Raw genomic sequence first — 22,842 nt, forward strand, 5'->3', positions numbered from 1 at the left:
CAAACTCGCAAACTCGCAACTCGCAACTCGCAAACTCGCATTGGCTTAATTATTGCATTGTTAATACTATTATTAATCACTGTGTCAAATTGCTGATGGATACTAATCATCTCGATAAACAAAACTTCTTTGATTTAGGCAATCTCAATACATTACGTCAAGATGCCTTAAAAAGTGGTGCCTCGCCTGAAGCATCAAAAGAAGCGCTAAAAAAAGCAGCGGCACAATTTGAATCTATTTTTACGCAAATGCTTTTAAAAAGTATGCGTAAAGCAAACGAAGCGTTTGAAGACGAAGACAGCCCTTTTAACTCCAGTGGAGTAAAGTTTTTTGAAGAAATGCATGATCAACAGTTATCGGTTGATTTATCTTCAAAAGGTTCATTGGGCTTAGCCGATCTCATAGTGCAACAACTCTCTCCTGACGGGAAAAAATTTACCCCTAGTTCAGTGCTGCGCACCGTCGATGATTTTACCAGTGATCAACGTGCAACCAGCAAGAATGCTGATAACGCGGCTGACACTCAGGCTGTCAATAGCAGCTCATCAACAGCGCAAAAACCTCAGTTTGAAAATGCAGAAGATTTTATCAGTAGTGTTTGGGAACATGCCAAAACAGCTGCTGAGAAAATTGGTTTGAACCCCGCTGTGATGGTTGCACAAGCAGCTCTTGAGACTGGTTGGGGTAAGCATATTATTAATAAAAGTGATGGTAATAGCAGCTTTAATTTATTCAATATTAAATCAGATAAAAGCTGGCAAGGTGAGAAAGCCAACAAAATGACGCTTGAATTTGAGCAAGGCACACCAGTTAAAAAACAAGCTAGTTTTCGTGCATATGATTCTATTAAAGAGAGTGTGAATGACTTTGTGCAGTTTTTGACAGCAAACCCACGTTACCAAGAAGCGCTACAAAATACCGCAAAACCGGCTGCCTTTTTAGATTCATTACAAAAAGCTGGTTATGCCACTGACCCCAATTACGCTGACAAAATTAAGCAAGTGCTAAACCACACAGAGCTTAAGACATTGGCGACATCATTGGTTCGCCAAGGAGTAAATTAACATGTCGTTTAACTTATTTGACATTGCAAGCTCAGGAGTTCGAGCTAGCTCTGAGTTACTGCAAACCACCAGTAAGAACATTACCAATGTTAATACGGTAGGTTATGTACGCGAGCGTACAGAGCATATGACCATGATTGATAACCAAGTCGGTCGTGGAGAAACCTATCGTTTATTAAATGAGTTTGCACAAAAGCAACTCAATCGTGATACCTCAAATAAAACCTTTTTCGACCAATTTGTGACTGAGGCTGGCCGGGTTGATAGTTTGTTTTCTCAAGAATCCAATAGTCTATCGACTAGTATGAATTCGTTATTCAATAATGTGCAGGAAAGTTTAAATCAGCCATCATCCTCAGTTGCACGATCGCTCGTAATGACGGATGCAAAAAATTTGATTGATCAAATGGATCGCTTATCAGGCATTGTATTTAATCAAAAAAATATCGTGAATGATCAGTTAGAAATATTTTCTGATGAAGCGAATACATTAATTCAAAATATTAGCAGCTTGAATAAGCAAATAGCTACCGTAAATGGTACGCGTAACGAGGCAAACTCAAGCACCACGTACAACGAAAGAGACCTTGCTATTCGTAAGTTATCGGAATTAATTGATGTAGAGACACTTGATGGCCCCAACGGTGAAAAGCTCGTATTTATGGGCACCGGCGAATCATTAGTAATGCAAGATGGCGCATTTAATTTATTTTCGATGGCGGGCGATCCTGATCCTAATTTTAAAGAATTACATTTAGACATAGATGGCGGCAAAGCTGTGCCGCTTGATGTTGATGTGACTAAGCTTAAAGGTAAAATTGGCGGATTATTAGCATTTCGTGATGACATTTTAGTGCCAGCACAAAACCAACTTGGCCAAATGGGGCTTGCGATTGCTGATGCTTTTAATCAACAAAACCGTTTAGGAATGGACGGTAATGGCGAGCTCGGTGGTGATATTTTTACAATCCCAACGATTGGCGGTCACGCTTATCAAGCCAATACAGGCAATTCAAGCATAACGGCTACCTTAGAACCAGGTAAAGGCAGTGAAATTCCTGCCAGTGACTTTATTGTTACTTATACCAGTGGCACAACGGTAGAAATACAACCGGTCGATAATAAAGGTGAACCATTAGGCTCTCCCTCAACCGCCAATATAGTTGCTGGCGTTATTGATTCATCGACTATGACCGGTGGGGAATCTTTTGGTTTACAATTAAACGTTACAGGGACTGGTAATGTTGGCGATAAATTTGCAGTTAAACTGAATGCCGAGGCTGCATCGAGTTTAACACTGGCTACCGATAGACCAGAAGCGCTAGCGCTGGCTTCTCCAATTCGTACGGCAGATAATATAAACAATACAGGTAATGGCAATATATCAGCAGGGACTGTTACTAGTGTGACTTCGGGTGGCTTTACAGCCACGACGCCTCCGGATCTAGCAAATGGTGATATCACGATAGTGAAAACCGCTAATGCTAATGAATATACAATTACAGACAATAACGGCAGCTCGACTTTTACGATTACTCCACCTGCTAAAAATCTACTAGAGCAAGCTGGCCCTCCTTATGATAGTTACGGTTTTGATTTTGATATTGAAGGCACCACAGCGGTAGGTGATAGTTTTACACTGGAGTTTAACGAAGGTGGCTTTGATGATAATCGCAATGGCTTACTGTTGGCTGGGCTACAAAGTGGTGAGTTAGTGCGGCAAAATGTTACCACAACCGCATCGGCTGATAATCATAAAACATTTAATCAAGCCTATGCAGGGTTAGTTACTGATATTGGTGTTGTTACCAATCAAGCGAAGACCAATGGTGCTGCTTTTGAGGCATTAGCTCAACAGTCTGAAGCCTGGTATGAATCACTCTCGGGAGTTAACCTTGATGAAGAGGCTGCCAATTTATTGCGGTTTCAACAATCTTATGCGGCGTCTGCACAAGTGCTTTCAACAGCCCGTTCTATATTTGACACTTTACTTAATGCTGCGAGGTAATTATGCGTTTATCTAATAATTTGATGTATCAAAACAGTGTTAATTCGATTTTGAATAATCAGCAAAATGTCAATAAAGCACAAGAGCAAGTTAATACCCAAAAGCGAGTGCTTACAGCTTCAGATGATCCATCGGCAACAGCACGGGCGTTACTGTATACCGATCGTATACAAGCGAATGAGCAATACAGTAAAAACATTACCATGCTAACGAGTCGATTAAAGACTCAAGACAGTGTGCTTGAAAATATTAAAGGCTCACTTGAAAAAGCCTATACATTGGCAATTCAAGCAGGTAATGGTGTTTATACCGATATCGATCGTGAAGGTATTGCTGAAGAGATTAAATCTATACAAAGTAGTGTGCTTGATTTAATGAATGCTAAAACTGAAGATGGTAAGTATATATTTTCAGGCTATCAAGATAACACCCAAACCTATTCGCTTGATTCTTCAACTGGCAAATATGTTTATGGTGGCGACCAAGGCCAGCATAAAATTAAAGTAGCGGAAGGAGTTGAAATTAAATCCAGTGATAATGGGGTTGATACGTTTGAAAAGGTCAATGCCCGGTTGAATGTTGCCTCTAATGACGGCGTTGTTTCAGGAGGGATCACTAGCGCAAAAGTGTATGTACGCGAGCAAGCTCAGTTTGATGCTTTTCATAAAGCAAATTATAACGCTGATCCCGCAGCCGCGGCCGGAGCAAATACGTTTAATATTATAACAACCCCAGGTACACCTAATACATATCAGGTTGAACAAGGTGGAAGTGTGATCAGCTCTGGCAGCTTTGAGGGATCAAAAATTAAATTTGCTGGGATGGAAATTGATATTAGCCCAGTTGCAAACGGGCAGGTAGACTTTACTTTAGAAGCGCCGAAAAAAGAAAATATTTTAAACACATTAAGCGATTTAATTGCTGGGTTAACTGACCCAACAATTAGTCAAGAAGATTATGACCAAGTATTGGCATCGGCCATGGTCCAAATCGATAACAGTAAAAATCAGGTCTCTTTAACACAGGCTGGTTTAGGTGGGCGGTTAAATACAGCTGAGAAAATCACGCAATCTAATAGTGATCTAGATGTAAATAATAAATCCTCCCGTGCAGATTTAATTGAACTTGATATGGCTGAGGCTATTACTGAACTCACGAAGCAAGAAACTGCACTGCAAGCGTCGCAGGCAACTTTTGGCCGCTTAGCTAAATTATCACTGTTCGATTACTTATAAGTAAGTTATAAGAACATCAAGAGTAAGGCAATATATTGCCTTACTCTCGTATTTTTACAGCCTTTTAAGATCATCTCCTTACTATTTAACAGCTTAATAATTTCCTGAAGAAAAAGACCTGCACAATAATCCTTTTAGTTTTTTAATGAGCTTTATTAATTTAGTCACTATAAAATTCATTAAATTACATGAGCTTAAAAAATAATGGAAAAAAAATAAAAAAAAAAGCTAAAGGATTTTTTTGCTAGACCGATAACTTAATTAACCAAGCAAAGCGTTGTAAATAACAACCACTGCTTAATCTAGTAAGTTTGAGAGTAAATGATAAGTTTACTTCTGGAGAGATATCATGGCTTTATATGTAAATACAAATGTTAGCGCGTTAAACGCACAAAGACAATTAAATAATTCTGGTAATGCACTGGATACATCATTCCAACGTTTATCATCAGGTTTTCGTATTAACAGTGCGAAAGATGATGCGGCAGGTCTACAAATTTCTGACCGTTTAACATCACAAATTAACGGTTTGAACCAAGGTAACCGTAACGCAAACGATGGTATTTCATTAGCACAAACAGCTGAGGGTGCATTAGATGAAGTAACATCAATGTTCCAACGTATCAGAACATTATCACAGCAAGCAGCAAATGGTTCAAATACTGATGAAGACCGTTTAGCGGTGCAAGAAGAGATTCGTTCATTATCTGAAGAAGTAAATCGTGTTGCAGCAGATACAACGTTTGGTGGTCAAAACCTTTTAGACGGTTCTTTCTCCGCGAATTTCCAAGTTGGCGCAGATGCTGTACAGAATATCAGCTTTAGTATGGCGTCAGTTGGCGGTACGGCTAACTCAATCGCTGGTAATAACGGTTTTACCATGTCAGGTATTGCAGGGGTTGCCAGTGCGGTAACAGGCGCAAGTTTAAGTGCTACAGCTGGAACAATTAGTTCGCAAGTAGGTTCATCAGCTGATGCTACAGGTTTTGCTGCGGTATTTACAGCAAGCGGCATAAGCGTATCTTCACAAGCGAATGCGCAAGCGGTAATGGCCGGCATGGATTCATTAATCGCGGTTGTTGATAAAAAACGCGCTGAGCTGGGTGCGGTACAAAATCGTTTTCAATCAACGATTCGTAACCAGTCAAATATTTCAGAAAACCTAAGTGCTGCAAAATCACGTATTAAAGATACAGACTTTGCGCAAGAAACTGCAAACTTAACAAAAATGCAGATTCTACAACAGGCTAGCCAAACAATTCTTAGTCAGGCTAATCAACGTCCACAGGCTGCATTAAGTCTTCTAGGATAATTGGTTGGAAATAGTCAATTAATTGACTAAGAATGTAGCGCCTTTGTTTAATGGGGTATTAACAAAGGCGCTGAAACGGATTGATAAAGCGGAGGCGCTTAAAAATCCTGTATTGTTCTAACATTTGTAAGAACATAATTGTTAAAGCACAAACTATGCCAATAGTAAGTGTTAGGCATACCCACTCTCAAACTTATCTTCAAAGGGCCTTATAGGCCCTTTTCTCGTTTTTTATAATTCAATGCAACTCTATCTATAAAGTTGGCCTAAAGATTGCTGAATACTTATTACGATTTAAATTAATCTGCAAAGTGGCAGTTTATTGCCCCCAGTCAACTTAACTTGACTGTAGTAACAGGTCACTTTGTCAAAATTCCACTCATTAAATTAAAGAGTGGCTTTAATTTGACAGATAAGAAGAGAGTTTATTATGGCTTTATTTGTAAATACGAATGTCAGCGCGCTTAATGCGCAAAGACAGCTTGAAAGAACTGGCAACGACTTAGATACTTCCTTTAAACGTTTATCATCTGGTCTGCGTATTAACAGCGCGGCGGATGATGCTGCTGGTTTACAAATATCGGATCGTTTGCAATCGCAAATCTTGGGTTTAAACCAAGGCAACCGTAATGCGAATGACGGTATCTCGCTGGCACAAACAGCTGAAGGTGCGCTTGATGAAATTACTTCTACATTTCAACGTATCCGAACACTTGCTCAGCAATCAGCAAATGGCTCTAATACAGATGAAGATAGGCTCGCTATCCAAGAAGAGATTAGACAGTTATCTGATGAGGTTAACCGAATTGCCACGGACACTACATTCGGTGGTCAAAATTTATTGGATGGCTCTTATTCTGCAAGCTTTCAGGTTGGTGCTGATGCTGTACAGACTATTGGTTTTAGTATGCAGTCTGTTGGCGATACAGCTAATTCTCTTGCTGCTAATGGTGGTTTTACTATATCAGGTGTTGCCGGTGTTGCTTCAGCCGTGGGTGGTAAAGCACTTTCAACGCTCGCAGCTAATGTAAGCTCAGTTGATGGCGCAACGGCATCAACAACATTAGATTTTTCTTCTGTATTTACAGCTGCAGGTATTAGTGTGTCATCACAAGTAAATGCACAGGCTGTGTTTGCGGGTATGGATTCTCTAATAGCGGTGGTTGATAAAAAACGCGCTGAATTAGGTGCGGTACAAAACCGTTTTCAGTCGACAATACGAAATCAAGCTAATATTTCTGAAAATTTAGCCTCTGCTAAATCAAGAATTAAAGATGCTGATTTTGCAATGGAGACAGCTAACTTAACTAAAAACCAAATTTTACAACAAGCGAGCCAAACAATATTAGGCCAAGCAAATCAAAGGCCTCAGGCTGCATTAAGCTTGTTACAGGGTTAGAATAGTATAACGTTGTTAAAAATTTATAAATAAAGCTAAAGTTTCCGTTTTATCTGACGATAACTGACTTAGAGAACTAAAAATCTAGGACTCTCAGTCTGGAGTAATAACAGGGTAGGGGTATCCCGTTGTTATTCTATTTAAAATGATAAAGCGGAGGCTATTATGGCTTTATATGTAAATACTAATGTGAGTTCATTGAACGCACAACGCCAGTTGATGAAATCTGGTAACCAGCTCGATACATCCTTTCAACGTCTATCATCAGGTTTTCGCATTAATAGTGCAAAAGATGATGCTGCAGGCATGCAAATATCTAACCGTTTAACTAGTCAAATAAATGGTTTGAATCAAGGTAACCGAAATGCTAATGATGGGATCTCACTTGCGCAGACTGCTGAAGGCGCACTTGATGAGACTACGTCAATGTTCCAGCGTATTCGTACTCTTGCTCAACAAGCTTCAAACGGTTCAAATACAGATGAAGATCGTTTAGCAGTACAAGAAGAAATTCGTTCATTATCAGAAGAAGTGAATCGTGTTGCTGCAGATACAACATTTGGTGGTCAAAATCTCCTAGATGGTTCATTCTCAGCTAACTTCCAAGTTGGTGCTGATGCTGTACAGAATATTAGCTTTAGTATGGCTTCTGTTGGTGGCACTGCAAACTCGGTTGCGGGTAATAATGGCTTTACTATGTCAGGTATTGCAGGTGTAGCAAGTGCTGTGACAGGTGCAAGCTTAAGTGCTACTGCGGGAACAATTAGTTCACAGGTTGGTGCTTCAGCTGATAATACCGACTTTGCAACTGTATTTACAGCAAGTGGTATTAGTGTATCTTCTCAAGCTAACGCACAAGCGGTAATGGCTGGTATGGATGCAATGATTGCAGTAGTTGATAAAAAGCGTGCCGAACTCGGTGCTGTGCAAAATCGTTTTCAATCAACTATTCGTAACCAATCTAACATTTCAGAAAACTTGAGTGCTGCTAAGTCACGTATTAAAGATACTGATTTCGCTGCCGAAACAGCTAATTTGACTAAATCTCAAATATTACAACAAGCAAGCCAATCTATTTTGAGTCAAGCAAACCAGCGTCCACAAGTAGCATTATCGTTACTAGGCTAGACGGTTAATTAGGTCATTATTGAGATATTGTCTCGATAATGACTTATACTTTGTTTGTATTTTGAAGGAGAGCTATTATGGCTGACTTAGGTGGAATAATTAAATCGAGTGAAAACTTCACCGCTAATTCATCTTTTACAAATAAAAATGAGTTAAACGAAGCAAGTAAAAAAGCAACTGTTGAAAAAGCTGGTACAAAAATTGCTGGTAGAGAGCCCGCACTTGTTGATAATAGTCAGCAACTTGATTCTGAAAGTGAAAGAAAAGCACTGATCGACGAAGTGAAAGAAAACTTAGAGAAATTAAATAAATATATTCCTGTGACGGCAACAAATTTAAAATTTGAATTTGATGAGCAGGGTGATCCACCAATAATTAAAGTGTTTGATAAAACAAGCGAAGAAGTTATTCGTGAAATTCCAACTGAAGAGTTTAGAGAAGTTGCTAAAGCTTTAGATGAATTTGCCGATAAACTAACTAACAAAGGTTTGTTACTAAATCAAACTGTATAATATTTTTTGGAACAGATAGTAGGAGAGAAGTATGCCACTTATAACATCCGCAGGTATTGGATCTGGGCTGGATCTCGAAAGTATCATTAAAGCATCTGTTGATGCCGAAAATGTTCCAAAAATGAATGCCTTTGCAAAAAAGGACAAGTCGTTAGAAGTTGAATTATCTTCAATCGGAGAGATCAAGTCTGCGTTATCCAAGCTACAAGACACAATAAAAAAGCTAGCAGATCCTGATAATTTTAATAAACGCATAGCCAATATTAGCCAACCTACTAGTGACGACGGCGATTTAATTGCTGTTACACCGACAAAAGATATTACGCCTGGTAATTTTAAAATTGAAGTTTTAGCACTTGCTCAAGGCAGTCGCGCGACATCAAATGCTGGTTTGTTTACGGCAACGGATGATGTGGTTACTGCTTCTGGAGGCACCTTGTCATTTGCTGCTGGAGAAAAAAGCTTTGATCTAACTCTCGATGCAGGTGCGACATTAGCTGATTTGCGTGACGCAATTAATGACTCGGATGATAATTTTGGTGTAACAGCAAATATAATAAATACTGGTACAGAGTCAAAGTTGGTTCTTACTTCAAGTGTAAGTGGCGCTAATAATGACTTGGTAATCACCAATGATAATGCTGAGCTAGACAATGTATCTACTGATGCTAATGGTGGAGCTTCTGGTAGCGGTGGTATTGGTATAGCAGATGAAAATAAAGCAAAAAGTGCAGTAATTAAAGTTGATGGTATTGAGATTACCAATGACACCAATACGTTTAAAGATGCTGTACAAGATATGACGATCACCGCTAAACGACAAAGCGTTGATGGAGAGACGGCAAAGTTGGCTGTTAGCTATGACCGTGAGAGCGTTACAACATTAATTGATGAATTTATTGCTAATTATAACAATGCTATAGGGCAGTTAGGTCTGCAATCGAGAGTCGGAAAACCTTTAAATAGCGATGCAACCATTCGTACTTTGAGCTCACAAATGGTCAATATGCTTTCTACAAATTTAACGGATGCAGGGCCTTTCACAAGTATTTTTGATATTGGCTTGGGTGTTGATAAGAAAGGTTATCTAGAAAAATCAACTTTAGTCCGCAGTTTAAATACAGCAATGGATGAAAATTTTGATGATATCGGAAAGGCTTTTGCTGGTGAAAATGGTGTTGCTAAACAGTTCGAATCTTTTTTAGATAATTACGTAAGTTCAAAAGGCATTTTAAAGCAAAGAGAAGATAATTTAAATACACAGGTCACTGATTTAGAAGATGATGTACTAAAGCATGAATTTAGAATGACCGAATTAGAAAGTAGGCTTAGAAAGCAATATGCGGGTTTAGATGTGTTACTGGCGCAAATGCAATCAACACAACAGTACTTAGGAGCGCAGCTTGCGAGCTTACCTGGATTTACAAGAAACAAATCATAAATTAATTTTGATTTAAAAGGGTTTTAATATGTATAACGCCAAAGTAAAAAATTATCAGAAAGAAGCACTCAAGACCCGTGTTGCCGGTGCTGATCGCTATGAAATAATTCAAATGTTAATGGCGGGTGCGATTGAAAAAATGGTGATGTCTAAAGTTGCTATTGAAAGAAAACATATGGAAGCGAAGGCCGAACATTTATCTAAAGCGACTGCTATTATTGAAGCCTTAAGGGGCTGTTTAGATTTTAAAGTTGGTGGTGAAGTGACTGATAATTTATATGCACTTTATTCTTATATGATAGATCGCTTAGTTGATGCAACAATAAAAAATGATCCTGCAATTGTTGAAGAAGTATCTAATTTATTAAAAGAAATAAAGTCTGCTTGGGATGCTATTCCTCATGACGTTCGAGAAAAAACACTTAGTGAAAATGGTATAGATGCTAATGTCGGCTAGTTTATTGTCTCAGTTAGCCCCCGATTTGTCTGTAATTAATCAATATTTAGCTGAAGGTGATATAGAGTCAGCTCAAAGCAAGTTACTATTAATTGATAGAACATTGAAAGCACTCTTTACCTCACCTGAGAACCTCAGCGAAAACGATGTGTTATTTTTATCGGATTTTTCAATCAAATTGAATACTACGGTATTAGAAATAAGCCTCAAAAAACAGCAGGCTGCAAAAGAACTTGGTATTCATATTAATACGCAAAAAAAAATAAATGTGTATAAAAATATCAAGTAGGTAACCGACATGATAAAGAATATAGATATTAATAACGAGCTTGAGCACATCTCAGAAAAACTTGAAAAAACTATAAAACATCAAGAAAGAGAGGCGATTTTTGCTACAGAAGCAAATGAGCGATTTGAAAAGAATTTTGAGTGTTTTTCTGAGTTTTTCCCTGATATAGCAATAGCAATAAAAAACTTTAAAACCAAAGATGACTTTTGCTTACATGTTACAGAGTCCGGGCATGGTAATTTTATACCAAGTGGTGGAAATACTTTACTTTATTCACAAGACCCCATTACTCAAACTGAAAAACAAATACAGGCACAAAGAGAAAGGCCCGTATTTAGTTTAACTGACTACACTGGTTATCCTGAAGATGATGACGATACCCGTATTCACTCTCGATATATGGTAAAGTTAACTCGCTTTATGAAAAAAGTCAGAGCCGAAAGTAAACCTGTAGTTCGTAACTTACCATCTTCATTTCCTTCCGCAGTTATTTTTGGTATCGGGTTAGGTTATCATGTTCCGCTTCTTTTGGAAGATACTCAATTTGACTATATATTTTTAGTTGAACCAGATTTTGAACAATTTTTTGCGAGTTTATTTTGCACTGATTGGTTTGAAATTATAAAAAAAATTGATTCCAATGGAGGGTGCTTGTTTTTTCATTTAGGTGTTGATCATAAATCATTTATAATTGACCTTGAAAAAATAGCCGAAGACATTGGTGCATTTTCCTTAGTGCGCAGTTTTTGCTATCAGCATACACCCGGTACAGAACTAAATGTTTTGATTAAGCAGTGGAGTGAAGATTACTTCCGTTTTCAGTTTGGTCATGGGTTTTACAACGATGCAATAACTGGGCTTGCTCATAGTATCCATCATATTCGAAATAAAGCTGCGTTACTAACGAAGACGACCCAGGAAATAGACTTTGATACACCTATATTTATTGTTGGTAATGGTCCATCGCTGGATGAAGCTGAAGTATTTTTAAAAAATAACCATCAAAAAGGGATCGTAATCGCTGCGGGAACCGCCATAGCGTCATTATATAAGAAGGGTATCCCAGTTGACTTTCATGTGTTAGTTGAACGTCCATATTCGAACTATAAAATTTTTGGTGATATTTTCCCTGCTGATGAATACAAAAAAGTGAACTTGCTGGGCCTTAATACTTTATATCCTGATACGAATAAACGTTATAAATGGGCAGGAATAGCGGGAAAAGGTAATGAGGCGGGAACATGTTTAATGGACGTTATATCTCAAGTTCATTTGTCCCAAATTTTACCATTGATCCCTTACTGTAATCCTGTTGTTGCAAATGCAGCCCTTTCGTTTTTACTTCATATGGGATTTAGAAATATCTATCTTTTTGGTATTGATAACGGTAAACAGCCATCAGGCTCACATCACAGTAAAGATAGTATTTACAAAGTAAATAATGATGATGATTCAGAGGGGTACGGTAGTTTAGAGTTCAATGGTCGATTGATTGAAGGTAATTTGGGTGGCCATGTTGTTTCAAATGATCTCTTTCTTGTGGCTCATGCGCAGTTAGAAAAGCTTCTAAGTCTTTACAAAGTGAATAACTGCATAAATGTAGGAAACGGTGCAAAACTTCAAGGTGCTATTCCTACTGCAGCAGATAATTTAATTGATATTGAAAAAGAGATTGATAAAGAGTTGGTTATCAGCAATATCAAGAATAATTATTTTACAGTATTACCTGTTGATGATGTAGAAGATAGATTGATTGCAGTGGATAGACTTCAGGATATTTGCGAGCATCTACTCTCAATTATTGATGAAGATATTACAAGTCGTAGTATTGCTGCTAAGCAATTACAGCGTCAAGCTAGGTATGTTTACTCTTTAAGAAATACTAGCTTAGGGCATATATTTCATATAATAAAAGGCGCGCTCTTATATTATCACTGCCCGATGATTACGCTTTTGTATCAATATGAAGACGAAGTATTTTGTTTAGAAAAATATAAACAGCTAAATAAGTTATGGAAATGTTATATCCAAGAGATAATGGCTGATTATAAAATCCACTATGATGAAAAATGTGACTTAGGAAAGGAATAATAGTGACAGATTACCAAGAATCAGAGGCTTTCTACAGTGAGTTATTTGATGAGCTTTTCCCTATTCTTCGTTCTATAACAGGTCCAGGCTTACGACAAAGTTATAGTATTCTCTCGCGGTATATGCCGCTTAATATTTCTTCTATTGCTTCTGGTGAAAAAATATTTGATTGGACTGTACCTAAGGAGTGGCATTGTGAAGATGCTTATTTATTAGGGCCTGATGGAGAGAAAATTGCTGATATGCAGCGATTGAATATTGAGGTCGTTAATTACTCAGAATCTGTAGAAATAGAGCTTAGCCTTGAAGAGCTTCAAAAGCACTTATATAGCCTACCTGAGCAGCCAACGGCAATCCCTTATGTTACTAGCTACTATAAAAAGCGTTGGGGTTTTTGTATCGCTCATGAAATACGTGAACAACTTAAAGAGGGAACATACAAAGCTGTAATTAGGAGTCAGTTTGTAGATGGTTCGTTGGATATCGCCCAATCAGTTTTAAATGGTGAATCAAAACAAGAAGTATTACTAAGTTCATATCTATGTCATCCATCAATGGCGAATAATGAGCTGAGCGGCCCTTTAGTTCTTTTAGGCTTATTTAATCGTATTAAAAAATGGCCAAAACGTCGTTACTCCTACCGTTTTGCATTACACCCTGAAACAATAGGTAGTTTAGGATTGCTTCATTTAATGGGGGAGCATTTTACTGCAAACATGGTTTCTGGACTGGTTATTAATTGTATGGGTGGAGAACCTGAAAAATTAGTTTTTAAACATAGTCGGAATGATAATGGTATGCTAGATAAACTTTTATATCATCTAAATCAACATGATTATAACCATGAAAACATACAATTTAGTCCTTTAAGTGGTTCTGATGAAAGGCAATATAATTCTCCCGGCTTTCAATTGCCAGTGTGCTGTGTCAGCCGTAGTTTTCATTCTGGCTACCACCAGTATCATACTTCCCTTGATACTAAAGCGTTTATGGGAATAAAACCACTGCTTGATAGTATTGATAAATTAGAGAAAATATTTTTGGCGTTTGAACAAGCTGCGACTTTTGAGAATACACTACCTTTTGGTGAACCTAACTTAGGTAGTAAAGGGTTGTATCCAACGTTAAGTTTTTTTAGTAAAGAGCGTGTAAGCCAACTCGATGAGCTTAATCACATTAAGATGTTATTAAATTATAGTGATGGAGAGCACGACTCTATTGATATTGCGGATAAATATGGATGCAGTGTTTTAGATATGGCGTCTGCAATTGACAAGCTAGAGCAACAAACACTCTTGGTCATGAAGTGAAATGGGTAATTGGCAGAATATTTATCAGCAGGGCAGGCAATTAAATAAATACCCTTATGATGCAATCGTATCATTGGTGATGCGATTAAGGCACACTAATTCAAGTTTAAGCGCATTAGAGTTAGGCTGTGGTGCTGGAAATAATATCGTTTTTATGGCTGAAGAGGGAGTTGATGTTGCTGGTATTGATATATCTTCAGTTGCTTTAGATTTTGCTCAAGAGCGTCTAACAAGGTTACAACTTAAAGCTGATTTAGTTAATGGTCATTTTACTCAGTTACCTTGGCAAGATAATTCGTTCGACTTAGTGATAGACAGAAGCGCTTTAAACTGTGTTCCTCGCTCAGATATTTTAGTTGCCCTTAGTGAATCTTACCGAGTGTTAAAACCAGGCGGTTGTATATTTTCTATTATGTATGCTGATACTCATCCTGCATTTATAAACTCAGGATATCAGCATGATGGGTTTGCGCGACAATTTTCGCCGGATTATTTCACTGACATTGATGGCCTATTTTTTGCTTCTAAAGCAGATGTTTGCGAACTATTCAGTAAATTTGCAATAACGCAGCAATCGTATGATGTTTCTTATGATCAGAATGATAAGATCACTTCTGCACAAAGAAGTATCGTTGCATATAAATCACCTATTGCTCAAATTACGTAATCATGAGTGGTTATCATATAGCTACTACTTACTAGTTTCTGGAGAATTATTATGCGAAATTCAGCTATCGTTGTTGGTGGTGGGGTATGTGGTTTAATGGCGGCATTACTACTCAAACAGTCTTTTAAAAAAGTTACAATAATTGAGCAAAGTGAGCGTGTTGGGGGATTATTTTGTTCTATAAAAGATGAGTTAGGTGCATATTATGATATGGGATCACATATACCGAACGCAACGGGCATAGAAGCGCTTGATACTCTGTTATTTGGCGAGCTAGAAAATCGTGATTACTATTGGCACGTAATAGAAAAACTGCAATCAGGTAATTACTTCGCCGGTGAATGGGATTTAAACTCTCCGTTTCCAGATAGTCACAAACTGCCAAGCGAAGAGTATTATCAAGGTTGTGCTGAGCTTATTCAAGCAACCTCTTCTAGTGGCAGTTCGCTTATACTCCCTTATTGCGAAGAAACATTAGGCAAGACGTTTACCCAGCATATTATTAAACCAATTCTGTATAAGCTCTATGGTAAACATACAGATTTAAATACATTAACGGTCGCAGCAGGACTATTTGGCTTTACTCGCATTCTTGCTTTTGAGCCCGATGTTGCAAATGCACTGAAAAATATTCCTACTTTTGATGCTAAAATTGGATATCAAACGCAAGCGCATTTTCATGAAAGACAAACCAAAGACAACTCAAAAACTCCAAATTACTTTTATCCATTAGAAAATAAAGGCATTGAGTCTTGGGTTGAGTATTTAGTAACTAAAGTTAAAAGCGCTGGAGTTGAGGTTGTACTTTCTTCATCAATAGAGAAGATAGAGACTAATGGACGGCAGATCACGGGAGTAAAGCTTACTAATAAAGCAGAAATCCTTGAGTGTCAGTTGTTATTTTGGAGTGCTCCTCCGTTTATTGCCTTAAAAGCATTAGGCTTACCTTTAGTTTATAACAAGCCAGAACTGAGAACTGCTATTGTATTTCATTTGAATTTTGACTTGCCTTTACTTGATCAAAAATCGCATTATCTATGGGTGTGGGATCATCAAACGGATATATTTAGGTTGACGTTATACCCTAACCTCAGCACTAAAAGTCAGCATGCGAACTTGTCGGCAGAAATATTATGCAGGCCAGAAGAGGTGGAGCAGTATGACGTGGATGAAATTGTGAATACATTAAAGAAAATGCAAGTTGTCGGCCAAGATGCTACATGTATCAGTCATATTAAACAGGTCATACATGGCACTTTTCCTGTGCCAACTTTAGAATTTGAAAAAAATAATCAAGCTAATTTTGATACATTAAAAAACAGTGTCGATAATATAATTATTTCAGGCAGATCAGGCGGTAAACAATGGCGACAAGCTGATGTACTTGTTGCCGCATATAACGATATAAACAATTATTTATCGACAGAATAAGAGACTTCTTTTCCATTATCAAAACGATATAGTTCAGATGGGTTACAGTTAAGCAATGCAAATTGGTTATCAGCAACAAAGTCTTTTACAAAATGATAAAGTGCTTTCATCTTTATTGTATAGATAAATGATCTTCCAAGTTGGGCTTGTTTCATAATCCCTGAGTTTAATAATGCAGCTTCTAACTTGGAATAGTCTTCCCTGTAGGCATTATTTATAGGAAAGCAAAAGTGGTAAAAAGTACCGTTAGCCTCTTCTCCATTTGTGAGCGTTGTCACACCGGTAAAAGGTTTATTAAACCGGTATTTTAATCCTAACATTGCTTCTATTTGAACAATCACCGTGGCGACTCTAAGGCCAATGCCTTGCAGTACAAGCACTGTATCTTGTTCTATTAACCTACTAAACGTTGAGTTTTCTGCAAAGGCATAATATTCAGGTTTTTTGGGTAAACAGATTTTTGCCACATCAGGCCCTAAACCGCAGATTGAGAACATAGGGTGCCCTGAGCGTACTACATTTGGTTGTTGTCGAAACCACTCAGGCCAATACCCTAAGACACATTCTTGTGAGCGCAAATCTTCTTTGCGACTGCGTGGGAATTGATAATTAAAGGCTGGCATAAATATATTACCGTTATCACCAATTGCAGTTTTAAAGCTGTTTAGAAACGCCTCAGGCACTTCTTTTACTGAGTGATTTTCTATAGCGCCAAGTGTAAATAATGAAGAGTGTATAAACACACTATCATTCATGTTGATACCAACTGAATGTAATGTTGCAATAATTTGTTCTTGGCTGATACTTCTCACAAAAAGTCCTCATTGCCGAAAGCTGCTTTCACTTCGTCGTAGATAGTGTCAATTCTTTTTGAAAAAGCGGGATCTTTCCACGGCTTGCCTGACAGAATCATCCATTCATATTTAGCAATAAACTTTTTTTTCTGTGATTCATCTAAGGTATCAATAAAGCCCCCCATTTTTTCTTTGAGGCGGTCTACAAGCTCCTTCAAACACCTAAAGATAAAAACTACTTCAGGGTCACGTAATAGTGGTTTCATAGAAACTGTAAGTTCACGTTTCAACTTTATGGCTTGCTCTCTAACCAGCGTACATTTATGGTTATTATCAGGATCACGGTAAAAAAGATCCATTAAAGCGGAATACTCAAAGTCAATAACAGTACCAAACGCATCTACTATAGGGAAATAGGGATATATTCTGCAAACTAAGGGTCTGTGTCCATGAGGTTCACATAAACCACCACACTGACAAGAGAGCAAGTAGATACTGAAGCTTTTACCGTTTGAAAGCGTAAATGTGCGCTTTTTTGCTGGTGTAGTAATGTTTTTAATACCACCAATTGATTTATAGTACTCATACTCATTTTCAAGAAGAGGTAAAGATACACCGCTTTTGTCTAGGATATTAAAATGCTCTCCGTAAAAATTTTTACAGCAGTAACCACCGCATGTTTTCCAACACTCAGGAGCATTTACATATTCCGTATTATATATTTCTTGCCAGTTCACTTTGTTAGGCATTAGTAGACTCACTAAGTAGCTTTATTAGGCCACTGTAAGATGTAAATTGCACAGGGTCTGCTTCTTCAAAATCAATATCAAGATTTAAGCTGTTTTCTATTTCCATCAACATACTAATAAAATCAAGTGAATCTAAAAGACCTGAACTTATTAAACTATCCTGTTTATTCAATGATACGAGTATTTGCTCACCATGCTTTTCTATTAATTTATTATTGATAGCTTGTTCAATCGAATTTGTTAAGCTCATTATTTCTCCGTCATGGTATGTAGGGCGCTCTTATCAATTTTACCATTACTATTTAGTGGCATGGAATCGATCCATATAATCTTTTTGGGCACCATATAAAGTGGCAGCTGTTGCTTTAAGTAATCAATCAGTGTTTGCTCACTTTCTTTATCGGCTGGATTACAAATAAATAAAGTCAAACTTTGAGGTTGTTGTATTGGCGTTGCTATAGCCTGTACCAAAGGGTTTGATAAAAAATTTTGTGCTAGTGTATTTACTTCGGATAGCTCAACGCGGTATCCCTGGATTTTAACTTGGTCATCTACACGGCTAATATAGTGAAATACTCCTTGAGCATCACGCTTTACGAGATCACCACTTCGATAATGGGTAATGTTATTTGTTTTAATTAAACATTGCTGAGTTTTAATATTGTCATTTAAATACCCAGAAAATACTTGAGGCCCCGAAATCAAAAGCTCACCTTGTGCATCTAAATCAAAGCTCATGTTTTTAAGTGCTTTACCCAGGGGAATATAGCTACTATCACTATCATCATTACAATCAAATACATATCTACTGCATGCTATTGTAGCCTCAGTTGGTCCGTATAAATTAATAACCTTGCTGTTTGGTGCTGCTTTTTGCCATTGCAGAGCGAGTGTTCTAGGTAAGGGCTCACCACAAAACTGACTCACACGAAGGCTAGGATAGGCATCATTTTTAAGCATTCCTAGTTTAGCCATAATTGATACAGTAGAAGGGACACTAAACCACACTGTAAGCCCGTGTTGTTTAATGAATTTACCTGGCGCAAATATAGCGGTTTCAGGCACTACATAAAGACAAGCACCTTGCAGCCAAGTAACAAATATATCATGCATGCTTAGATCAAACGTTGGATCAAATACTTGGCTTACCTTATCTGTATTACTGAGGGGTAAAGACTCACACATAGTATCAAGATAAGACTTAAGATTCGCAATGCTAATAGGCACACCTTTTGGTGAGCCTGTAGAACCTGAAGTAAATAAAACATAAGCGATATTGGATAGGCTGCGAGCTTGTAGTGATTTAGTTGATACAATGCTTTTATTGACTATATCGTCCAAACATACAAATACTCTATCTGGGAGTGCTTTTATTAATGCTTGGCTGATCGACAAATATTTTTTACTGTATAAAACATACTTTAAGTTGCCTTGCTTTATGATAGAAGCCAATCTAGCTATTGGCAGTTTTACCCCAAGTGGTATAAATGTTCGTGAATCTAAAGCGCAGGCAAGTACGGCGCTATAATAGTGAGTATCTCGGTAACTTAAAATTCCAACTTGCTCAGCTTCACTTATTTCGCTCGTGTTAATATTATTAGCGTAACTTGCAAGCTGTTTATAAGTAATGTATTGATTATCAACAAAAATTGCAGGAAGTTTTGCATGGCTTGCAATGCTGTTTTTAAGTTTTTCAGATAACTTCACTTTATATCCTAGTTTTTATTTATCTTAATATTAAGCAGGTTTGTTGATAGCCAGCAATTCAGTTTGAAGTTTATTATAAGCTTGTGGAGTGCCTATATCTATATATCTCAGATGGGTTTTATAGCTATAAAGACTGCCCAATAATAAAGGCACCATGTCGTGGCTAATTTCATAGAAGCTTTCCTGTTTAAAGTGTGAAAAGTATTTTTCATACACTCCTGCGGAGAATAAAAACAATGCCCCGCTTGCTAGGTTACTTGGTGGATTGGATACTTTTTCATGAAACCTTTGGATTGAAGCGTCTGAATCAAGTTCAACAATACCACATGAGGAGGGAGAAGCAGATTCAAAAAGTAAAAGCGTAGCATCACACTTTTTGGGCCTTTTTGAATGGGCTTCTACAAAATTAGTAAGGGTATCTTCGCAATAGTTATCAGCATGAATGACCATTGTGGGACTACAATGCCAAAACTCTTTATTACTAATCAAAGTGCCGCCTGTACCGAGTAACTTTTTCTCTCTAACGATTGTTATTTTATTACGGTATTCGGACTTTGACACAAACTCTTCTACTTGTTCAGCGAAATAGTGCACATTAATGAGTATGTCGCTGACACCAAGTTTATCGAGCTTTTCTAGCCAATAAGCCAATAAAGGCTTGCCTTTAATAGGCACTAAACATTTTGGAATTGTATTAGTCAAAGGTTTTAACCGAGTGCCTAACCCTGCTGCAAGCAATATTGCTTTCATATATTTTTGAATGACTCCAGTACTCGTTGCTGTAGCGTGTTGAAGGACAGTGGCTGATTTCCGAGAGTATCTACTTGGCAAGCGGCTGCAATACTTGCAATATAAAAAGCTTGCCAAGGTGTCGCACCTGAGCACAATGCCAGGCTACTGGCAGCTAAGAAGCAATCACCAGCTCCCGCAGGATCAACCGCATTACGGTTAATCGCAGGAAGCATATCATTTTCCCATTGGCCGTTTTGATCTGGTAGATGGATAAAAATACCTTCTCCTGCGAGGGTAATAACTAAAGACGTTGGATTTGCTTTTTCGCAAAGTTTTTGGGCCAATATAGGTAGACCATCATCAATATTATTCAATGCTACGCGTACTTCTTTTTCTGTTGGTGTTATTAGCATCATATCTTTATAACGGGCAATGTCACCAACTTGAGAAGATGTTTGGCTGTCTGCGACAACACGTACATTGTTTTCTTTGCATAAAGCAATGACTTTATCGACCAGAGTTTGAGGTAATAATCCATAATTAAAATCAGAAAATACCAGTAAATCGAAGTTGTTAATACTACTTTCAAGTTGCATGTATAAATCTGTTTGAATTTCTTTAGAAATTTTATGCTGTCGAACTTGATTGACCCTTAGAAGTGTTTTATTGCCAGCTCTATATCGTGATTTTAATGGTGTTGGGCGACTGCCATCATCGAAAAGTATAGTATCAATATTGTATGCGTTAATATGATTTTTTACGTAATCAGCTTTATCATCTTTGCCAAGTACCGAGAAAAGCGTAACTTGATTAGCTCCTAGCCCTTTTATATGACCTGCTGTAATTGCTGCTCCGCCTAAAAATGTATCCGTTCTATCTGGTGTCATCACTATGGTAGGATCCTCCTGAGATAAGCCTACCGCAGTACCTTGGATATATTCATCGACGATTATTTCGCCAATTACAGCAACACGGTTTTCACTAAATTGAGAAAATACCGTGTTGATTGATTGATAATTAAACTGATGCCTTGTTGCATAACTTTGGCATTTTTTATAATCAAAGTTATGACCATGGCTTATTGTTCTTGTAATATATTGTTCGGAATTAGATTCGAACTCACCAGAGCCAAAAATAAGCTTTCCTCCGTACATTTCAACAAGAGCATGCTCAGGATTGTGCCTACTTTCAAACTCTTTACCTTTCACGACAATATGAGGCTTGAGGCTCTTTACGGTTTCTGCTGGAGTTAAATCTGATAAAAATGCTTCATTCACACATTCGAGGGATTGAACCATCTCTAGGCGATGTTGTTCGTTTACCCGACTCTTTAACCCCATAGATTTGTCGCTGTTAACAGCAACAATTAGTTTATCACCACACTCTTTTGCAAAACGAAGTAAGCGAATGTGGCCAGGGTGTAAAATGTCAAAATTTCCTTGAACAAGGACTTGCTTATTCATACTTCAATATTCTCAAAAGTAATGATGGCTCTGGTAATTTCTCTTCGTTCGAGCGCCGATATTGCTTCATTGATTTGATTCAAAGAATAGCGATGGCTTATCAAAGAATTAATAGATATTTCAAGTTTTTGAATAATATCTGCAATCGATTTTAAATCTTTGTCTGGATTACAATTACCTCCCCAAGTTCCAAAAATTTGCTTTCCACAAATTAGTTGATGAGGATCTAACTTTATAAAATCGCCAGTTTTTGGATGTGAGGCAAAATAGCATTTACCGCTGTTATGTATATTATTAAAAGCGAATTCTATGGTTTCACATAGTCCAGCACTCTCAATAGCATAATCAAAGCCGTTAGGGTGTTGCTCTTTGAGTAAAGCTAGGCTTGCTTCTTCATATAAATAAGCTTCATCGGCGCCTAGTTGTAGTGCTAAGTCACATTTAGATTGTTCAATATCTACAACTATGATTTTTTTTGGTCTGAAATGTTTAAGCATTAATAGTGCACTTATGCCTATACCACCTAGTCCGATTAATATCACATTACTATTAGAGTGTGGTTGTATCTGGTTAAGAACCATACCGGCTCCTGTGGGGAGGGCGCAACCGAGTAAAACAGCTAACTCATTTGAAATACCTTCAGGGCAAATGGTTACTCTATTCTCAGATATAACAGAGTACTCTGAAAAAGTCGTAACTGGACCTGCATTGATAATTTGACCCTCTTTGCTAATTATATGTGTCCCACCGGAATCGATTCCACTGCCTTTTAGCCAACCAAGAACGACACGATTTCCTTGTTTAACCTTGGTAACACTATTGCCAACTGCTATTACTTCACCTACACCTTCATGACCCATTAAGTGGGGCAAATACTTGTCTTCTCCTCTAAGGCCTTTACTCTCCATCAGCTGGCTTCTACACAAGCCAGCCATATGCATTTTCACCAGAACTTGATTATCTTTCAAATACGGTATTTTTAAATCGAGTAGTTGAAGGGGCTGCTCTATATCTATTAATACACCTGCTTTAAAATAAGTTGGAATATTCATA

The 22,842-nt window shown here is 37.7% G+C and carries 21 protein-coding genes; 14 read left to right on the forward strand and 7 right to left on the reverse strand.

The features are described 5' to 3' along the window. Positions 1-95 precede the first annotated feature (95 nt). The 14 genes from flgJ to H5158_RS05695 all read left to right on the forward strand — a co-directional run bounded on the left by flgJ (position 96) and on the right by H5158_RS05695 (position 16,344). Positions 96-1,064, forward strand: coding sequence for a flagellar assembly peptidoglycan hydrolase FlgJ (flgJ, locus tag H5158_RS05630; protein WP_182739653.1), 969 nt, complete (start codon positions 96-98; stop codon positions 1,062-1,064). Position 1,065: 1 nt separating this feature from the next. Continuing rightward, positions 1,066-3,072, forward strand: coding sequence for a FlgK family flagellar hook-associated protein (locus H5158_RS05635; RefSeq protein WP_182739654.1), 2,007 nt, complete (start codon positions 1,066-1,068; stop codon positions 3,070-3,072). Between the two features lie 2 nt (positions 3,073-3,074). After that, a complete protein-coding gene (gene flgL / locus H5158_RS05640) occupies positions 3,075-4,307 on the forward strand; it encodes a flagellar hook-associated protein FlgL (protein WP_149981567.1) in 1,233 nt (410 codons plus the stop codon). A gap of 349 nt (positions 4,308-4,656) precedes the next feature. Further along, complete coding sequence (locus H5158_RS05645) at positions 4,657-5,619, forward strand: flagellin (RefSeq protein WP_149981565.1); 963 nt, start codon at positions 4,657-4,659, stop codon at positions 5,617-5,619. Between the two features lie 430 nt (positions 5,620-6,049). After that, complete coding sequence (locus H5158_RS05650; protein ID WP_182718208.1) at positions 6,050-7,018, forward strand: flagellin; 969 nt, start codon at positions 6,050-6,052, stop codon at positions 7,016-7,018. A 165-nt stretch (positions 7,019-7,183) separates the two neighbouring features. Beyond that, positions 7,184-8,146, forward strand: a complete 963-nt coding sequence (locus H5158_RS05655; RefSeq protein WP_149981562.1) for a flagellin — start codon at positions 7,184-7,186, stop codon at positions 8,144-8,146. Positions 8,147-8,223: 77 nt separating this feature from the next. Continuing rightward, positions 8,224-8,658: a flagellar protein FlaG gene (locus H5158_RS05660; RefSeq protein ID WP_149981560.1), complete on the forward strand. Its 435-nt coding sequence runs from the start codon at positions 8,224-8,226 to the stop codon at positions 8,656-8,658. A 31-nt stretch (positions 8,659-8,689) separates the two neighbouring features. Continuing rightward, positions 8,690-10,099 carry a flagellar filament capping protein FliD gene (gene fliD / locus H5158_RS05665; protein ID WP_182739655.1) on the forward strand — a complete coding sequence of 470 codons (1,410 nt, stop codon included), beginning with the start codon at positions 8,690-8,692 and terminating at the stop codon, positions 10,097-10,099. A 28-nt stretch (positions 10,100-10,127) separates the two neighbouring features. Then, on the forward strand, positions 10,128-10,556 hold the full coding sequence (gene fliS, locus H5158_RS05670; RefSeq protein ID WP_149981556.1) for a flagellar export chaperone FliS: 429 nt from the start codon (positions 10,128-10,130) through the stop codon (positions 10,554-10,556). Next, positions 10,546-10,845, forward strand: a complete 300-nt coding sequence (locus H5158_RS05675) for a hypothetical protein (protein WP_182718206.1) — start codon at positions 10,546-10,548, stop codon at positions 10,843-10,845. Before fliS ends, H5158_RS05675 begins: the two co-directional genes overlap by 11 nt. A 9-nt stretch (positions 10,846-10,854) precedes the next feature. Then, on the forward strand, positions 10,855-12,936 hold the full coding sequence (locus H5158_RS05680; protein ID WP_182739656.1) for a 6-hydroxymethylpterin diphosphokinase MptE-like protein: 2,082 nt from the start codon (positions 10,855-10,857) through the stop codon (positions 12,934-12,936). Positions 12,937-12,938: 2 nt separating this feature from the next. Further along, on the forward strand, positions 12,939-14,246 hold the full coding sequence (locus tag H5158_RS05685) for a DUF4910 domain-containing protein (protein WP_182739657.1): 1,308 nt from the start codon (positions 12,939-12,941) through the stop codon (positions 14,244-14,246). Between the two features lies 1 nt (position 14,247). Then, positions 14,248-14,913, forward strand: a complete 666-nt coding sequence (locus H5158_RS05690) for a class I SAM-dependent methyltransferase (RefSeq protein WP_182739658.1) — start codon at positions 14,248-14,250, stop codon at positions 14,911-14,913. A gap of 51 nt (positions 14,914-14,964) precedes the next feature. Then, positions 14,965-16,344, forward strand: a complete 1,380-nt coding sequence (locus tag H5158_RS05695; protein WP_182739659.1) for an FAD-dependent oxidoreductase — start codon at positions 14,965-14,967, stop codon at positions 16,342-16,344. Here the strand turns inward: H5158_RS05695 and H5158_RS05700 are convergent. From H5158_RS05700 to H5158_RS05730, 7 genes are read right to left on the reverse strand one after another with little or no spacing between them, the layout of a single operon-like run. Continuing rightward, a complete protein-coding gene (locus tag H5158_RS05700; RefSeq protein WP_182718201.1) occupies positions 16,326-17,156 on the reverse strand; it encodes an AAC(3) family N-acetyltransferase in 831 nt (276 codons plus the stop codon). The genes H5158_RS05695 and H5158_RS05700 overlap by 19 nt on opposite strands. Continuing rightward, positions 17,153-17,887: a hypothetical protein gene (locus H5158_RS05705; protein WP_058559738.1), complete on the reverse strand. Its 735-nt coding sequence runs from the start codon at positions 17,885-17,887 to the stop codon at positions 17,153-17,155. The genes H5158_RS05700 and H5158_RS05705 overlap by 4 nt, the downstream gene beginning before the upstream one ends. Then, positions 17,880-18,137 (reverse strand): hypothetical protein, encoded by a 258-nt coding sequence (locus tag H5158_RS05710; protein ID WP_182718199.1) that lies wholly within the window; start codon positions 18,135-18,137, stop codon positions 17,880-17,882. The genes H5158_RS05705 and H5158_RS05710 overlap by 8 nt, the downstream gene beginning before the upstream one ends. Then, positions 18,137-19,594: an AMP-binding protein gene (locus H5158_RS05715; RefSeq protein WP_182739660.1), complete on the reverse strand. Its 1,458-nt coding sequence runs from the start codon at positions 19,592-19,594 to the stop codon at positions 18,137-18,139. The genes H5158_RS05710 and H5158_RS05715 overlap by 1 nt, the downstream gene beginning before the upstream one ends. Before the next feature lie 30 nt (positions 19,595-19,624). Further along, positions 19,625-20,344, reverse strand: a complete 720-nt coding sequence (locus tag H5158_RS05720) for a nucleotidyltransferase family protein (RefSeq protein WP_145239477.1) — start codon at positions 20,342-20,344, stop codon at positions 19,625-19,627. Beyond that, positions 20,341-21,789 (reverse strand): PfkB family carbohydrate kinase, encoded by a 1,449-nt coding sequence (locus H5158_RS05725; protein ID WP_182718197.1) that lies wholly within the window; start codon positions 21,787-21,789, stop codon positions 20,341-20,343. Before H5158_RS05725 ends, H5158_RS05720 begins: the two co-directional genes overlap by 4 nt. Further along, positions 21,786-22,841, reverse strand: a complete 1,056-nt coding sequence (locus H5158_RS05730; protein WP_182718196.1) for an alcohol dehydrogenase catalytic domain-containing protein — start codon at positions 22,839-22,841, stop codon at positions 21,786-21,788. The genes H5158_RS05725 and H5158_RS05730 overlap by 4 nt, the downstream gene beginning before the upstream one ends. Position 22,842: the final 1 nt, after the last annotated feature.

Origin of the sequence: Pseudoalteromonas sp. SR45-6, assembly GCF_014163545.1 — a bacterium.
GTDB classification, from domain to species: domain Bacteria; phylum Pseudomonadota; class Gammaproteobacteria; order Enterobacterales; family Alteromonadaceae; genus Pseudoalteromonas; species Pseudoalteromonas rhizosphaerae.

Coding starts and splice junctions, on each gene's coding strand:
- H5158_RS05645 (WP_149981565.1), top strand. CDS start 4,657: ATGGCTTTATATGTAAATACAAATGTTAGCGCGTTAAACGCACAAAGA.
- H5158_RS05635 (WP_182739654.1), top strand. CDS start 1,066: ATGTCGTTTAACTTATTTGACATTGCAAGCTCAGGAGTTCGAGCTAGC.
- H5158_RS05660 (WP_149981560.1), top strand. CDS start 8,224: ATGGCTGACTTAGGTGGAATAATTAAATCGAGTGAAAACTTCACCGCT.
- flgL (WP_149981567.1), top strand. CDS start 3,075: ATGCGTTTATCTAATAATTTGATGTATCAAAACAGTGTTAATTCGATT.
- H5158_RS05675 (WP_182718206.1), top strand. CDS start 10,546: ATGTCGGCTAGTTTATTGTCTCAGTTAGCCCCCGATTTGTCTGTAATT.
- H5158_RS05730 (WP_182718196.1), bottom strand. CDS start 22,841: ATGAATATTCCAACTTATTTTAAAGCAGGTGTATTAATAGATATAGAG.
- H5158_RS05650 (WP_182718208.1), top strand. CDS start 6,050: ATGGCTTTATTTGTAAATACGAATGTCAGCGCGCTTAATGCGCAAAGA.
- H5158_RS05710 (WP_182718199.1), bottom strand. CDS start 18,137: ATGAGCTTAACAAATTCGATTGAACAAGCTATCAATAATAAATTAATA.
- H5158_RS05695 (WP_182739659.1), top strand. CDS start 14,965: ATGCGAAATTCAGCTATCGTTGTTGGTGGTGGGGTATGTGGTTTAATG.
- H5158_RS05680 (WP_182739656.1), top strand. CDS start 10,855: ATGATAAAGAATATAGATATTAATAACGAGCTTGAGCACATCTCAGAA.
- H5158_RS05725 (WP_182718197.1), bottom strand. CDS start 21,789: ATGAATAAGCAAGTCCTTGTTCAAGGAAATTTTGACATTTTACACCCT.
- flgJ (WP_182739653.1), top strand. CDS start 96: ATGGATACTAATCATCTCGATAAACAAAACTTCTTTGATTTAGGCAAT.
- H5158_RS05720 (WP_145239477.1), bottom strand. CDS start 20,344: ATGAAAGCAATATTGCTTGCAGCAGGGTTAGGCACTCGGTTAAAACCT.
- H5158_RS05705 (WP_058559738.1), bottom strand. CDS start 17,887: ATGCCTAACAAAGTGAACTGGCAAGAAATATATAATACGGAATATGTA.
- fliS (WP_149981556.1), top strand. CDS start 10,128: ATGTATAACGCCAAAGTAAAAAATTATCAGAAAGAAGCACTCAAGACC.
- fliD (WP_182739655.1), top strand. CDS start 8,690: ATGCCACTTATAACATCCGCAGGTATTGGATCTGGGCTGGATCTCGAA.
- H5158_RS05690 (WP_182739658.1), top strand. CDS start 14,248: ATGGGTAATTGGCAGAATATTTATCAGCAGGGCAGGCAATTAAATAAA.
- H5158_RS05655 (WP_149981562.1), top strand. CDS start 7,184: ATGGCTTTATATGTAAATACTAATGTGAGTTCATTGAACGCACAACGC.